This is a genomic window from Peptoniphilus genitalis, from assembly GCF_023614525.1.
Classification (GTDB): domain Bacteria; phylum Bacillota; class Clostridia; order Tissierellales; family Peptoniphilaceae; genus Peptoniphilus_A; species Peptoniphilus_A genitalis.
This window is the reverse complement of the sequence record NZ_CP097885.1, coordinates 1,375,518-1,390,117: the sequence shown is the minus strand read 5'-3', so window position 1 is coordinate 1,390,117 and position 14,600 is coordinate 1,375,518. Positions and strand designations below refer to the sequence as shown.

Below are 14,600 nucleotides of genomic sequence, written 5' to 3'. Positions count from 1 at the left end.
CTATCCCCTCAATTCAACAGTTTGCTTTTCTTGATTCCAACCAACTTTTAAATTAAGAGCTTCAGCAAGGTCTCTTATAGATACATAATTAGTACCTTGAATATTTTTACCTCGCAAGTTAATTTCCTTGCCGTTGTAATTAATCTTAACCTTGTCGGTCTTTAATATTTGATCCATAACTTTATCAATCCTTTCTTTAAGTTCCTTTTCTTGCACAGGTACACCAACACTAGACTTTGATAAATCCAATTTAATCTTAATAGGTTCTTGAATATCCTTTAAAAACTTTTCCCAAAGATTTTTTGTAAAAAAAGTTCCAGGACATCTTTTCCTGGAAACATCATAGTGCCTACAAACATTCTTTATAGGAATATTAAATTTAACCCTGAGATTTTTAACCAACTCTACTAAATTGTCATAAGCCTTTTGATAATCTCCATCTGAATTTATACAAAGCTCAATCCCAATTGAAGTGCAATTCCTAACACCATTTAAAGCCCTACCATGACCTTGATTATCTCCACAATGCCAAGAAGAAAAGCTATCTCCTATAATTTGCACTATCTCATGGTCATCTACAAAATAATGGGCACTTGCATTCCTATTTCCACCACCAAAAAATTTAAAGTGATTAAAAGCATTGGCTCCTCTTCCAGAATTACCAGTATCATGGATAACTAAAAATTGGACTTTCTTGCCTTTTCTACTGGAGTAATTGTAGTTTATAGGCATAAATCTAAAATTTACCATCTTACCACCCCTTAACTATCTTAGCTATCAAGCCAGTGACAATGGCAGTAATTACAATAGTAATTATTGTGTCCTTATACTTGTCAAAAGCCTTTTTAGGCTTATCAGTAAGTTCTATCAATGTCGCATTCATTGTCTTTAACTGTTCTTTTATAAAGTCTAAGTCTTTTTGAAAGAGCTTAATGTTTGTGTCTTGTATGGAATTATCATTTGCAAGTTTCTCTATCTTTACTCCGTGGTCTTTAAGTGTAGCTTCATGCCTCTCTGCAATTTTTTCCAGGAGTACTACTCGTTGTTCGTGGTCGTTACATTTTTCTTCATCAGTCATAGGCTTTTCTTCCTTTCTTTAGATTTTTTGTTTTGATATATAAATTAATTAGTTTTCATAGTAGCTATCGTCTATATATTGTATTAGTTTCAATTATTTCCCCTTTCTTTAGTCAACAAGTTCTAGAACAGGTCGCCAACCATGGTTAGAGATAACACGGGAGGGAACGTTGAAGTTCGAACTAGAAACATAAATGTGACCACGATACAAGCGGCAGCTTATGCTATTCCCATGTTCTTGGCACCAGGAATAAGAACCATCGCCTGCAGAACTACTTGTAAATAAGTCGTTGTCCGTGTATCCTACATTCCAATTTTCGGTAGGAGAATTGACATTTTTTGGATACTCCCAACTAGACGGTGCATTTTTATGAATAGGTAACATTAGTTTATTCCATTCAGAATTTTTACAAATATCACCCTGATAAGAACCAATATCATTTTGCTTCCCTTCAGTTTTTCCCTTCATAAGTCTTATCTTGTAAGTGTGGTTGCCTATTTTAATTGTCCTATTTCCAAATACAGCACTTACTGCGTTAATATGGTCCCAAGAAATATAACTTCTAAAAGTTTTCTTCGCTACAAACTCAACTTTTCCCATATAGGCGAACTTTAGCCAACCAGCGTTAGAGTTTTGACTTTTTCCTGCAGTTAGACCTATCATTTTTGCTAACTCATCACCAGTAATAAGTTCACTAGTTGGCACTTCACCATAAAATCCAGCTTCTTCATTTCCACCAATTAACTTAGTAGGTCCAGGCACTGTGTTTGCTTCCCACAGCACCCCCCCCCTCACTCATGATTCGCTTAATTTCAACATTCCCAAGCATTACTCTTTTTGTATTTTTATCAATTAACATACTTCACCTACTTAACGACTCTAAATTGTAAATTTAATACTTTTTCAATTTTATCTTCTTTATACTTAGATGGGAAATCTGTATTTTTCAGGTAAAGTTCCTCAAACTTATACACAGGCTCATCAAACACCATACAAAATATTTCAGTTTTCTTATCGTAACTACTTTTTGATGAAACGTAGCTACCTTTCTTGTTATAGAAGTCAAAAAATTCTATGCTAATATCCCCAGTGGAGTAATATTCTCCAACTTCTGCAAGATAGCCAGCTTTATCTATTTTAAATTCAACAGCTTTCATAGGGCAATAATCGTTTAATTGGTGTTGAAAATATATTAATCTCCAATTATCTATAAAAACTGGTCCTTTAACGGGAAGCCAAGGGTTTTCTTTCTTCCACCAAACTTCATTGTTCGACATAACCCTTTGAGTATCAGCACCTACTATTTTTATATCCTTAACATTTTTAGTATCCATAACATCAAGCCTTTATAAAGTAAATCTTACTAGCATCATTCTTTTGAGATGTTGATAGAGCATTATATTCAGCTTCAGTAAGTATTACTTGTTCCTTCAAGTTGTTTAGCTTCTTTTTATCACTTGCACTCATAAGACCGCTACTTGATGTACTTGCTTCAGGATAAGTTGTGTCAGTGTATTTTGCATTAGATGGTATTTCATCAAGCTTTCTCTTGTCTGAATCTGTATAGTCATTTGTAGAAAACTTATACCACTTACCCCAAGTCGAAGACCCTCTTCTTTGCCTAAAGTATGGAGTAGAGTCAGAATTATCTCTTACTGCAATTTGAAACATGTAATTGGTCCTATGTTGAGTAGATGAATCAGTTGGCAAGACTATAAGGGTATATTTACCGGACCCATTAGGACAATTTGAGGAAAAAGAGCCATTATATATTCCTTGTTTACTAACATTATTAAAGTCAGAACTTGGAGGATTAGACATTGTTAGTTCTTCAAGGGTAGCCTTGAAATCATTGGTAAAATCATTAGAGGATAGACTTTTTCCAGATACCACATCAACCTTTTTGTTTAAATCACTTTTATCTGCCTTGTTAGAAAGGCTTTGTGTTAAGTCATCTTTCTTAACATAGGCAGCAGCTATATCATCAATTACAACCTTGTTTGCAATATCTTTTTTCTGCTCATCTGTGAGTTTTTCAAAAGTTAAAGGATCTCCCTTTGCCCCCTGTGGTCCTGTTTGCCCAATCGGTCCAACATCTCCTCTATCTCCCTTAAGTCCTTGAGGTCCTCTTTCTCCTTGGTCTCCCTTAAATCCTTGAGGACCAAGGTCTCCTTTTTCTCCCTTGATGCCTTGTGGTCCTCTAGGCCCTTGTTCTCCTTGTGGTCCAGTGTCGCCCTTAGGTCCTTTAATCCTACCAACATTTACAAAGACACCATCTTTTGCAATGTGAAGGTCTCCTTGGACCATATAGCCTACACCATCTTTAGGATTTTTAGGTAAAGAGGCTTCGCTATCTACAGTGCCACTAATAGTTAAACTTGTACCAGTATCGCCTTTTTCTCCCTTATCCCCCTTTGGTCCTTGCGGTCCTCGGTTCATATAGGGTAATTCTTTGTAAACTGTCTTGCCATTTCCCATCTTCATAAGCTGAGTGTCGGCTTCTAGTGCAATTTCGCCTTCATATAAAATTAAGTCAGAGCTTATTAACTCTGACCTAGTTCCTTCTTGAAAGGTAAATCTACCAATTCTTACAATTTTCATAGTTACTCACCTTTTGTAAGTTCATCAATTACTGCTTGGACTGCTTCCTTAAGGCCAAAAAATGTTGGCACTTGGTCTATAGTGTAAACACCAGTCATCACAAGGCTTACCCATACTTTAGTTAGTCCACTATTTTTAGTAAATTTAAGCATTATTTATCTCCTTTCTCAATAATTTCTGTTACAACTTCTTTCAAGTTATAAAGCTTTGGCACTTCTTCTAACTTGCGATATCCATTCTTAATTAGGTTAACCCACACCCTTACAAGTCCACTGTCTTTTGTAAATTTCATTAGTTAGTACCTCCCATTCCTGCACCAATAAGCATAGTTATTTCTGCCATGGCTTGCGAAAAGTCCTTTGCAATTTCCCCCAGTGCCAAAGAAAGGTCTCCAACTGATTGTTCAGTGAGACCCTTATTTGCTTCTTGCACCTTTAAAACATAAGCTAATTGCTCTTTTGTGCTTCCGCTTGATTCAAGCTTTCTTTCCTCTTGGATTTCTTTAACGCTTCTTGGATTGTAAATTACCATTATTCAAAAGCACCTCCTGCAGTCGCTATATAGGATATTGCAGTAGCATTATTTTTATTAATTGTCATCTTAACTGCAATTCCCCACTTATTAGCCTTTTTAGTTTGGTTTGTAAAGTTAAAAGTCTTACCTACTTTAACTGTACTTGTGGCATCCTCCCAAGTTGGGTTAGCGTCAAAACCATTATTACAAATTTCAATTTTCCCTTCTGCTCCAACTGCCACCCTCCACACTGGATTAAAATAAAACTTCTTAGCAGCTGCATCAGTTTCTATAGGTTTGGCACTCATAACGACAAGTCTTTTTGGATCTCGTGTAAAATTAATTAACCTTACAACCTTTTCACTTTTCTTATCAGTAGCAAGAATCTTAAGAGTGTGTTTGCCAGGTTTTAATTTTAAAAAGTCTAAGTCTTTAATTTCAACTTTATAAGTCTTACCTGCTTCAACTTTTACTTCTTTTTGGATGTATGTCTCATCAATAATTACATCAACATAAATATCATCATCTTCTGTATCAGTAACTGAGTAAGAATAAGATAAACCCTTATCCACAATACCTAAATCCCTATCATTACCACTGATCATTGGTGGTAAATTAGTCTTTTTGAAGGTATATCTTCTATAAGATACACCACCCTTTGTGTCAGTAGCTTCAATTTCTATAGTATTAATTTTACCTATCTCAAATGCCAATATTTTCTCTTGTGTGATGTTAAGGTATAAATCAGTGTTTTTACTAGCATTATTGAGGTTTCTAAGGACTTTACCATTTACTTTTTCAACCACATTTACAATGTCATTATCAACATCAGATACTTGGTAAGTCACAGTGAAAGCAGTGTTTTTTTCCCCAAGGTCTTTGTCACTTCCACTAATAAGAGGAGCATTATTTATCTTAGTCCACCTATAAGTTCTTGTAGCACTAGCACCTTGGGAGTCAATAGCTTTAATTGTTATAGTATGGTCTCCCAGTTCGTAGCTTTCAACATTGATATCAAGATAATTCTTAACACCTAGTTTAATTTCATTTATGACTTTAGGTTCTCTTTTATCTTCTTGAATTTCAACCCTTACAACATCATTTAAGTCGTTGTCAGTAACTATATAATCAAGTCTAAAATTAGATGACTTGTTTCCCAAAAATCCATCAGCACCAGATATTGTTGGGGCTTCATTCGCTATGCCTTCATAGGTATACCAACAATTTCCACTTTGTCCGTCATTAGGATAAGCGTTTCGATTTTCTGATTTAACTGTGTCTATTTTTGAGCCCCTTGACCAGTGAGAAAATTCGCTTTTATATTCTAGTTTATACCAACTGCCACTTAAAGTGATGTTAGAAGCAGTTGTGTGGTTAATCCCACTTACTACAAAAACCTCATTTCTGTGGAAGTTAATAATATCTCCACTTGTTAAATCTCCCCATTTTTTTGAACCACTAGGAAATAATGATGCGATTTCCTCCTTTGAATTTGAGGTAGTCGTATTTGCATAATTAGATGTATCAGCTAGAACTTGTTTTGTTCGATAATTACCTTTTAAATCATATTTTCCCCATTTATACATCATGGTCAAATCACACCCCTTCCATTGGCTTCATCATACCAACCTTCAACCACTACTAGACCATTAATAGGGTCTTCGCAAGATAAAACAAAAGTATTGAAAGGCATGTTGTTTTGATTTTGACCTAATAGAGTACTTACTAAAACACTAAGTTTTCTAAGTTCCGATTCCATCTCAAAAATCTTTAAAAAGAGCTTGAAGATGGCAAAGTCCATATTACCTAGGTTCTTCTCATTAATAGGCTTGCCCTTTTGAAAGATTTCCCCATCATCTCTTTCGTGTCTTACAGACTTACTCCCATCTGGAAATTCAGCAACCACAGTTTCTTTTTTGACATCAGCAGTTTGTGCTATATGGTCAAGCCAGTCAACTGGAGTGTAAGAAAAATCACTTAGGATTTCCTTTTTTTCCTCATCATTTAAATCCCTTTTTCCAAGGATCTCATTATATTTATGATATTTTCTTAAATCTATCATTCAGTCCTCCCAGTAACCTTAAAAATATCAATAGGCTTTTCAATCTCTTCTTCCAAGACATTAATATAAAAAGAAGATACAACAGAGTAAGTATCATTCTTTTCAATGTTAGTATCCTTGGAAATTATCACTTCGCCCTTAGCATTTTTAAGATTAATATTCGTAATTAAACCATCAACATCAGCAGTATTTGTGTAAATCTTAAGTAAGTTGCCATCAATTTCAGATTTCATAATTGGAATGTCATGTGGCTTATTCTCAATTATTGCCTCAGCACTAGCAACTTGACTCTCAACAAATTCTGCAACTTGTCTAATTAATAATTTACTTAGCAATCCCTATCACTCCTTATCTTTAAACTCGTATATATCCTTACTTGAAAAGTCTTGGATAAAAATAGTCTCATCAATTAAGTCCTCAAACTCAATGCCAGTAGGAAGTTCATCACTAGGCAAAGCATAATAATTCTTAGAATTATAGTTTTCAGTCCTAATCCTAAGATTAAATACCCTATTATCTGCCTTAATTTCCCAAGGAATATCCCCACATTTTTCCTCTCCACAAAGATATTGAGGGTTCACATAGTCGCCATATTGAGTTCTAAGCACTAGACTAGATACAAAACCATATTTAATTGAAATCCCTAGATTTGCAGGAATAATTTCTCTAAGCTCTTTGTATATCCCATAGTCTTTAAATTTATTGTTAATTAGTAGCTCAACTTCAAGTTCGTACTCATTATATATGAGCTTCATCCTGTAGTTAGTTTTACCTAGTAACACATCTAGCATTGCCCTCATGCTTCTATCGGTATATCTAATTTGTTTGTTCCACAAGAAAAAGACTTCTCTTCTTCTTTCGTCAAGAGTTTTCTTGCCAGGATCTATGCCTAGTATCTTTTCATACCTGCTAAGTCCATCACCTGTAGCAGTTAATATAAACCTATCAAAGAAAGTCTTTAAGACCCTGTAAGAGGCAATATCAAACTCTAGATTTTCACTTTCGCACCTTATTCTCCAGTCAATAGACTTTGCTTCTGTTTCATAATCGTTATACTTTGCAAGGTCGACATTTCTCTTTAGTTGAATTTTCTTGCCTGAAAAATCTATCCCATCTAAGTCAAAAACATAAGACTTCTCTAAGTAATTACTTGCCATTGACATCACCTAGTACTGGTATGCTTTCTCCATCTACTTCATAGTTCCTGGCAAGCCCATTGATTTTAGAAGAGTTAATGTCAAGCACACCTTCTATATCTAATAGCCTTGTTTCTATTCTCCTAAGCCTTAGGATTGACTTTTCATAGTTTTGCCATTCTCTTCTTAGGTCTTTGAAGTATAGCTCTAGGGTAGCCTTGACTTCGTCAGCAACCTTATCCCAGTTAAAGCCCTCTTTATATAGGAGCTCGAAGCTAAAGTTAATTTTATCTTCCTTGACTCCTCTTACTGTCACAGTATGACCAATAGGAGCAATACCTATGCCTTTTCCATGATTAGTCACAGGATCTATAATAGTTTGGACCTTGTCTATTAACTCTTGCTTTGGCACCATATAATTTGCATCAGAAAAAACAATTAAAACAGTGCCTCCACCTTGCCATATTGGATAGACCTTAACACCACCAACACCATCAATGGCATGGACTTTATCTAAGTAGTCATCAATATTGCCACCATAGGCATTTGACATAATGTTTCTGTAGTATCTATTTCTAAATTCTTCAGTGTCTTCTTCCTCTTCTCCAGGCTTTATAACCCCTACAATAAAGGCACTCTTTAAGTCCTTTATATGGTCCACTGGAATTAATTTCCCATAAGGCACATTGCCTATTGCACCATACTTATTACATACCAGTTCGTAGTAGTATTTTTCATTTTGATTTTCAATGAATTTTTTAACTGTAAAGTTCAAATCGTCAAAATTAAATGTCTTTCCAATGTCAACTTCGACATTAAACTCACCCTTTACAATTGCTTGACTTGCAGGATATGGAGACATGCCCCTGTCATAAGCAAGTCTAATTAGGCCCTCTCTATCGGCAGTATCTCCAAAGACATTCTTTAAGATATAGTCAAGCTCCATATACATGATTTCAAGTTCTATTGCTGCAGGAGCAAGAGCATCATAAATTATAGAGCCTTCCCTTTTATCAAATTTATCAGGGATCCTTGAGAGCATTCTTTCCAAAATAAAAGAAGCAGTGTACTCACCAAAAACTGGCTCGTAAGCTTTCTGCTTCCATTCCCCTATAAATCCATAGCCTTTAACTTTTACATCACTCATTATCAGTCACCCCCTATTCCCTTGTCGTAGTCAAACTTCCATGTATTATAGATTTCTATGTCGCCATAAACAGAGTCCACAGTAAAAGAGATACTGAGTTCATCTCTTGGAGATTTATCCCTGTGATAATAAAAGTCGTAGACCTTTAAAACTCTGTCGTCTCTTATTAGGCACTCTTCAATTCTTCTAATAACTTCTATATAAACAAAGTGCTTAGGCTGTCCGAAAAGGTCTTTAAGAGGCATACCAAAGTTAGGATAAATGATGTGATCCCCAAATTCTGTGTTAAGCTGCTTATATATCATCTGCTTTAAGGCTTCCTTGTCATCTATATGTCCGTAAATTCTCATAAAGTTGACATGCATCCTATGGGTAAAAGTAGGTGCTATCTCCACATTTACTCCATCCATGAGCATATCGTTAAAATTATCTTGTTGTGGTATCAATCTTTCACCTTCTTTATGCCAAAGTCATGCCTGCAGTCAATTATTTCTCCATGAGTAACCACTACATCATGACCACAAGAGCAAGTACCATGCAAAGTTGCCTTTTCAAGGTAACCTTCCCAGTGATAAGACCTGCCATTGGACCCTTGAGGATAGCTTGACTCATAGAGATAATAAAAGACCTGCATCTCATGATTTCCAGAAAATACAAAAAAGTGACCAATTTCTTCTTCAGTAAACTTCCTATACTTAGGCACTACTAAAAAGTTCTCATACATTTCTATCCCGTCATCTCTTACAAACTTAAGAGGAGATATGCTTTCTAGTTTTGCATGAAAAACTGTAGCAAAGCTTTGAGTTCCCATGTATTCTGAAACAATATTAGTTAAAACATTTTTTAGTCTTTCAGGATTATATTCCTTTTTAGCTTTCTGTTCTTTGCCTTGAGCCATTAACTGTCACCCCTAATTCTATAAAATCTATTAAACCTATTGCCAAGAGTTGAGTATCCTAGAGGAGTGCCAACTTTGTGAGCACCAAGAGTTTTACCTCCTCCAACATACATTTCCATGTGGCCTTTCTTCCAACAAACATCTCCTGGCTGTAGTTGATTCTTGTTGATTTCCATAAAGTGTTTATCTGATGCAATTGTGCTTGTAGTTAGGTTATATCCATTTGTAGGTAGTAGACCTACACTTTGATAAGCCCTCATTACTGCAGATGAGCAGTCAAACTTACCTGGACTCATTCTTTGAGCCTGGCTATATGGAGCACCAATATTGGCTTGTAGGAATTTAATGGCACCAGAAGCACCCTTGCCACCACCAAAGCCACCACCAAAACCAAGTCCTTCACTATTTTTACTGCCCATAGATGGAGGACTAATTCCAGGACTAATGTCCTTGTTGTAAACTTCCATATCCATAAAATGATGTTCCTCTTGGAATTTATGAGTCACAGAAGCCACCATCATATAGCCTTTAATGTCAATGTCACCAATTGCAGGCATATCTACTGGCACCAGGCTTCCTGCTCTTACATCAGTTCTTCCAACAATGTTTTTTAACTTTAATCTCCTGTGCTTCTTATTTAAAAGTTTTAAGAGTTCCTTGGCCTTGCCCTCAATATCTTCTTCATTGTTTGTTTGATCGAAGTATTGTAATATCCCCCATTTAGCAATGCTGTCTTTATCCTCAGCAGATGCACTCTTAACCTCTCTTTTATCGTCATCTAAAAGTTTGAGATAAACCCTGTTATAAACACCTTCTGAAATTGAAGTTGCATAGTCAAAGTCAAGTGTGCAGTCATAGTCAATTACATCTTTGCATTTCATATTTTGTATGTCCTTAAGACAAATCTTGCCACCCTTGTCAAAAAGCACATAAATCTTATTAGTGTTTGCAGTAGTGAGATCACTTGCAAACTTAAGCATCTGATAATACTCCTGATTGATTTCTGCCCTTGCAGGGATTTTAAAGCCAGTGTCTTCTATGTCACCCACTGTTAGGTGTCTATCTGCACAGATATTTTTTAAAAGTTCAGAATAGGACCAGTTTTTATACTGGAGCGTTGACTTATTTTTTAAATATCTTATTTGATCGTAGCAGGTAGTCTTTATAATTTGCTCTCCAGTCCTTGATTTCTCAAAGACATAGCCATAAAAAAAGAGTTCATCATCAACATAAAAGGCAACTGTATTACCTTCTTGATAGTCTAAATTCTCATCTTTTACAATGTTACAAATTAATTTTCCAGGACTGCCCTCTCTCGACCAAGTCACAGTGAGTTCACCTTCTACACTAGGAAATTGCAAATTGCCTAATTGTTTATTCTCAATAACTAATTTATACTTAGCCATTTGCATCACCTGAAAAGATACTTCATAGCTGCATCTTTTACACCCTTAAGCATAGTAGCAGAACCACTTATCAAAGGCTTTTGTGCAATTTTCCCTATTACTGACATACAAGATAGGCCTTTATCGACTGCATCAGAGGTGACTTTGATACCTCCTCCGCCGCATTCGTCAGCCTTGGTATTAACTACCTTGGTCTTAAGAGGTATATATTGTTTTAACTTTATACTAACAACTAAGTCAGGACCATTTTTCACATCTTCCTTGATGACATATTCTTCAAGAGTAACCTTCTTATTTATTGAGTTGTTTAATCCCGATTCATATGGTGTCCTTATAATAATAAACTGGAAGGACTTTTTATTTTTCTTCAAGTCCTCTAGTTTATTTAAGACTGTTATTGGTGGCACAAAGCTTTTAACTGCAGGGTAATTCTCACTTGGTAAAGTACAGTCAAAGTCAAATTCTGTAAGCTTAGGCTTCTTTAAGAGGTTTAATTCCTCGCCATTTAAAAGAGTGACAATTTTGTTTTTATTGCCAATCTTCGTGTCTATGGACCCAGGAGTAATAGGCAATAAAAGTCCGTCAATATAAAAGTCATATCCCTTACTCATAAGCTACCGCTCCTCCCATAGTCGCATTAACTGCCTCAGATAGGTTATCAGTCAAATTATCCATCCATCCGTCTAAGTCCGCAGTTTCGTGCACATCACCAAAGTTATTATTAGCAATAACCTCTATCTTATCAAAGCTAAAGTTTTGAATTGCCCTCATTTCTGCTAAATCTTTAAGATAGGATATATCGTCATTTTTAACTTCAATACCATCCTTAAGCTTTTCAGTATTCTTCTTAGTGCCCTTGGCAGCATCTTTTCCTGCCTTAACATCTTTTGCAATATCTGGTATACCTGAATAAGCAGGTATATCAAACTTTTTATTAAAGTTTGCTTTTTCTGCACTAGCCTTTTTCTTTTCAGATTGTAGCTTTGTGATTTCTTTTTCTCTTACAAACTTTTCCTTGTCATATTTAATTTCTTGCTTTTTGATGTGGTCATCTCTAGTAGCCTTGTCAGTCTTAACCTTATTTTCTGCAGCTTGAGCTGCCTCGTCTCTTTGCCTCTTGTTTTCTGCAGCTTGAGCCTTGGCTCCTGCTACAATAGAGACCTTGTCTATAGTGTCAATACTTACTCCAGGTATTTCATTTACAAGTTTTATAAGTCTATTAATACCTGCAATTACACCATTTAAAAAGTTTTCAACAATGATTAAGCCTTGGATTTTCATAGCATCTAATGCATTGAGGACACCATTTTTAACCCTTAAAATGCCAACTCTAAACATGCCCCATTGAGCAATTATTACACTTAGGGATTGCTTAGTGTGTATAACAAAGCTTGCCATAAGGTTCTTAATTCCATTTACCATGATTAAATAAGCTACATGTACTCCACCGACAGAATTTATCCATCTAACGAATAAAGCGATTAAAACTCCTACTGCTGCAAGAATTAAGTAAATAGGATTTGCACTTAGGACTGTGTTTAAAGCCATGGTCTTAATTGTAAGAGCAACTGTTGCCAATTCAAGTCCACCAAAGGCACCTGCTAAGGCCCAGATTACAGGCTCTACAACTCCCCAATGGTCAGCTAAAAAGTTACCAAAGTTAACTGCTTTTTCTGTGACACTTACAATTACATTTGCAAGGACCCCTATTGCATTTGATGCCCTGTCAACAAATACCTTGAATTTATCAGAATTTGCAAAGTCATTTAACCTATTAAGTGCAGGCTCTATGTTTTTTATAAACTTATTTTTCATAGATGTTGCAATTTGTCCAAAGGTCATAGGCATTTTTTCAAATTGTGTGTTGATGTCATCAGTAGCACCTAAGAGTGCATTTTTAATTACATCAGCGGACAATTGTCCTTCTTCTGCCAACTTTCTTATTCTTCCTATAGGTTCTCCCATATAATCCGATACAATTTGCAGAAGTTGAGGAGTATTTGCCATTACTGCGTTCAAGTCTTGACCCCTTAAAACTCCAGAAGCCATAGCTTGAGTTAAGTTATACATTACAGATTCCATACCCTGTGCAGAAGTACCTGAAATTGTAAATAACTTATTCAGATTTTCAGCAAAGGCTATTGTCTCTTTATTACTACTAAAGGCAGCCTTAGCCTGTGCACCTAGCTTAGATACAATGTCTAAAGTTGTTTTATATTCCCCTCTTGCTCTTTGTGCACTTTCATATACCATGTTTTGCAACTCTACAGTCGTTTGTTGACCATCATTAATTGCATTAAGCCTTGCCTTTATTTGTGTCATCTCATCAGATAGCCCCACAAAAGCCTTTATACTCCTAAAAGAGGCATAGGTTATCAAAGCTTTTTTTAACATGCCAGTTAATTTACTTGCAGCTTCAGAACCACCTTCAAGTTTCTTGTTAAAACTTTCTTGTTCTGTTGCTGCTGCTTGTATAGATGCTTGAGCTTCTCTCAACTTGTCTTTGGCAGCATTTAGTGTAGTGGGATCAAAAGCCTTTTTATTTGCCCCCTCTACCTTATATGCGGCACTTACCACCATGTTCATGCTGTCAACAATGTTGTTTAAGACTCCAGTCATCTGATTTTTTAAAATTATTGTGCTTGATAAAACTCCCATATACACCTCCTAATTTGGCTTAGTATCTTTTGCATACTGTTCAAGCATAGCAACATACATTGCTTGCGTAGGCTCGTCAAACTTGATGAATTCTTCTGGTCTAACCTGGAACTTGCTGCATACAAAAACATAATAAGCAAGGGAGGTTTCTAAGTCCTCCCTGATTAGTTTTTTACTTCAGTTTTTAAGTCCTCAAATGTCTTATTAAGACCATTGATTTCCAAGCATTTTTCAAGTAGCTTGTTAAATTCTGCAGAATTAAGCATCTTATTTAAAAGTTGCCCAGGATCCATAACCCCATAAGAATCTTGTAACTCCTTATCCCTTAAGTTTGGATATACAACAGTTTCAGCAACAACATTTTTAAAATATGTGCTTGTCTTAAAGTCGCTTTGTCTTCCATTCATGACAGTAGCCCTATCAGAAGCTAGTAGGGCATTGTCTGGAGACATTGCCCTTAACTTCCAAGCTACAGCACCCTTATCATCTTTAAATCTATCAGATACTACAAATTCTACTTCCTCAAAAGGATTCGCAACATTATCCTTTAAAAACGCAGTTAAACTCATTGATTCATTCCCTCCAATACTAGGAATTCTTCAGCCATTTCGACATCTTCGAATGTGCCGCTTAAATCCTCATCAAGATATTCCTTGGTTACATCAAGCTTTGCCATAACACTTCCATCAATGTTACAGTCTCTAAAAATCATTGTGTGTCTTCCTGCATTAGAGTTTGCATCATCATTAGTGATTTGGATGTCAAAGTAGATGTCTTTGTGGTCTTTGATATAAACCATCATTAATTTTCTTAACACATCAGTGTTGTAATATAACTTTGCCTTCCATTTACCTTTGGCATAGTTACTTCTATTTCCAGCCATTCTTGTACCTAATCTAGGTATTTCAACTTTGCCCTTTTCTAGGGTAAATTCACAGTCTATAAGTTGGAATAGTAAATATCTACTGCCTTCAATAGTTGCATAAGCAGCACCTTCAGCACCATGGATTGGCTCTCTAGCGTGCATTATAGGTTGATTATAATCTGCCATTTTCTCACTCCTTTATATTAAAAAAGGAACCCTTCCCGAGTTCCCAAAGT

Annotated in this window: 20 protein-coding genes; all 20 read right to left on the bottom strand. The window is 35.7% G+C overall.

From position 1 onward, the window contains the following. The 20 genes from M9426_RS06635 to M9426_RS06540 all read right to left on the bottom strand — a co-directional run bounded on the left by M9426_RS06635 (position 1) and on the right by M9426_RS06540 (position 14,550). A complete protein-coding gene (locus tag M9426_RS06635; protein WP_250341737.1) occupies positions 1 to 750 on the bottom strand; it encodes an N-acetylmuramoyl-L-alanine amidase in 750 nt (249 codons plus the stop codon). A 1-nt stretch (position 751) separates the two neighbouring features. Then, positions 752 to 1,078 carry a hypothetical protein gene (locus M9426_RS06630; RefSeq protein WP_250341736.1) on the bottom strand — a complete coding sequence of 109 codons (327 nt, stop codon included), beginning with the start codon at positions 1,076 to 1,078 and terminating at the stop codon, positions 752 to 754. A 108-nt stretch (positions 1,079 to 1,186) separates the two neighbouring features. Further along, positions 1,187 to 1,861: a hypothetical protein gene (locus tag M9426_RS06625; protein ID WP_250341735.1), complete on the bottom strand. Its 675-nt coding sequence runs from the start codon at positions 1,859 to 1,861 to the stop codon at positions 1,187 to 1,189. Positions 1,862 to 1,944: 83 nt separating this feature from the next. Then, a complete protein-coding gene (locus tag M9426_RS06620) occupies positions 1,945 to 2,412 on the bottom strand; it encodes a hypothetical protein (protein ID WP_250341734.1) in 468 nt (155 codons plus the stop codon). A gap of 4 nt (positions 2,413 to 2,416) precedes the next feature. Further along, entirely contained in the window at positions 2,417 to 3,679 is a 1,263-nt protein-coding gene (locus tag M9426_RS06615) for a hypothetical protein (protein WP_250341733.1), read from the bottom strand. 2 nt (positions 3,680 to 3,681) lie between these two features. Then, entirely contained in the window at positions 3,682 to 3,831 is a 150-nt protein-coding gene (locus tag M9426_RS06610) for a hypothetical protein (RefSeq protein ID WP_250341732.1), read from the bottom strand. After that, positions 3,831 to 3,971: a CD1375 family protein gene (locus M9426_RS06605; protein WP_250341731.1), complete on the bottom strand. Its 141-nt coding sequence runs from the start codon at positions 3,969 to 3,971 to the stop codon at positions 3,831 to 3,833. The genes M9426_RS06610 and M9426_RS06605 overlap by 1 nt, the downstream gene beginning before the upstream one ends. Then, positions 3,971 to 4,210: a hypothetical protein gene (locus M9426_RS06600; protein WP_250341730.1), complete on the bottom strand. Its 240-nt coding sequence runs from the start codon at positions 4,208 to 4,210 to the stop codon at positions 3,971 to 3,973. The genes M9426_RS06605 and M9426_RS06600 overlap by 1 nt, the downstream gene beginning before the upstream one ends. After that, complete coding sequence (locus M9426_RS06595; RefSeq protein ID WP_250341729.1) at positions 4,210 to 5,781, bottom strand: hypothetical protein; 1,572 nt, start codon at positions 5,779 to 5,781, stop codon at positions 4,210 to 4,212. Before M9426_RS06595 ends, M9426_RS06600 begins: the two co-directional genes overlap by 1 nt. Before the next feature lie 2 nt (positions 5,782 to 5,783). Further along, entirely contained in the window at positions 5,784 to 6,254 is a 471-nt protein-coding gene (locus tag M9426_RS06590; protein WP_250341728.1) for a hypothetical protein, read from the bottom strand. Beyond that, on the bottom strand, positions 6,251 to 6,589 hold the full coding sequence (locus M9426_RS06585; RefSeq protein WP_250341727.1) for a hypothetical protein: 339 nt from the start codon (positions 6,587 to 6,589) through the stop codon (positions 6,251 to 6,253). The genes M9426_RS06590 and M9426_RS06585 overlap by 4 nt, the downstream gene beginning before the upstream one ends. A 6-nt stretch (positions 6,590 to 6,595) precedes the next feature. Next, positions 6,596 to 7,411, bottom strand: a complete 816-nt coding sequence (locus M9426_RS06580) for a putative phage tail protein (RefSeq protein WP_250341726.1) — start codon at positions 7,409 to 7,411, stop codon at positions 6,596 to 6,598. After that, complete coding sequence (locus M9426_RS06575; RefSeq protein ID WP_250341725.1) at positions 7,401 to 8,537, bottom strand: baseplate J/gp47 family protein; 1,137 nt, start codon at positions 8,535 to 8,537, stop codon at positions 7,401 to 7,403. The genes M9426_RS06580 and M9426_RS06575 overlap by 11 nt, the downstream gene beginning before the upstream one ends. 2 nt (positions 8,538 to 8,539) lie before the next feature. Continuing rightward, positions 8,540 to 8,983 (bottom strand): DUF2634 domain-containing protein, encoded by a 444-nt coding sequence (locus M9426_RS06570; RefSeq protein ID WP_250341724.1) that lies wholly within the window; start codon positions 8,981 to 8,983, stop codon positions 8,540 to 8,542. Next, positions 8,980 to 9,435: a hypothetical protein gene (locus M9426_RS06565; protein WP_250341723.1), complete on the bottom strand. Its 456-nt coding sequence runs from the start codon at positions 9,433 to 9,435 to the stop codon at positions 8,980 to 8,982. Before M9426_RS06565 ends, M9426_RS06570 begins: the two co-directional genes overlap by 4 nt. Next, positions 9,435 to 10,841: an XkdQ/YqbQ family protein gene (locus M9426_RS06560; RefSeq protein ID WP_250341722.1), complete on the bottom strand. Its 1,407-nt coding sequence runs from the start codon at positions 10,839 to 10,841 to the stop codon at positions 9,435 to 9,437. The genes M9426_RS06565 and M9426_RS06560 overlap by 1 nt, the downstream gene beginning before the upstream one ends. Before the next feature lie 5 nt (positions 10,842 to 10,846). Next, a complete protein-coding gene (locus M9426_RS06555) occupies positions 10,847 to 11,452 on the bottom strand; it encodes a hypothetical protein (protein ID WP_250341721.1) in 606 nt (201 codons plus the stop codon). Next, positions 11,445 to 13,499: a tape measure protein gene (locus tag M9426_RS06550; RefSeq protein ID WP_250341720.1), complete on the bottom strand. Its 2,055-nt coding sequence runs from the start codon at positions 13,497 to 13,499 to the stop codon at positions 11,445 to 11,447. Before M9426_RS06550 ends, M9426_RS06555 begins: the two co-directional genes overlap by 8 nt. Before the next feature lie 164 nt (positions 13,500 to 13,663). Continuing rightward, positions 13,664 to 14,068, bottom strand: coding sequence for a phage tail assembly chaperone (locus tag M9426_RS06545; RefSeq protein ID WP_250341719.1), 405 nt, complete (start codon positions 14,066 to 14,068; stop codon positions 13,664 to 13,666). Then, positions 14,065 to 14,550, bottom strand: coding sequence for a phage tail tube protein (locus M9426_RS06540; RefSeq protein ID WP_250341718.1), 486 nt, complete (start codon positions 14,548 to 14,550; stop codon positions 14,065 to 14,067). The genes M9426_RS06545 and M9426_RS06540 overlap by 4 nt, the downstream gene beginning before the upstream one ends. Positions 14,551 to 14,600 lie beyond the last annotated feature (50 nt).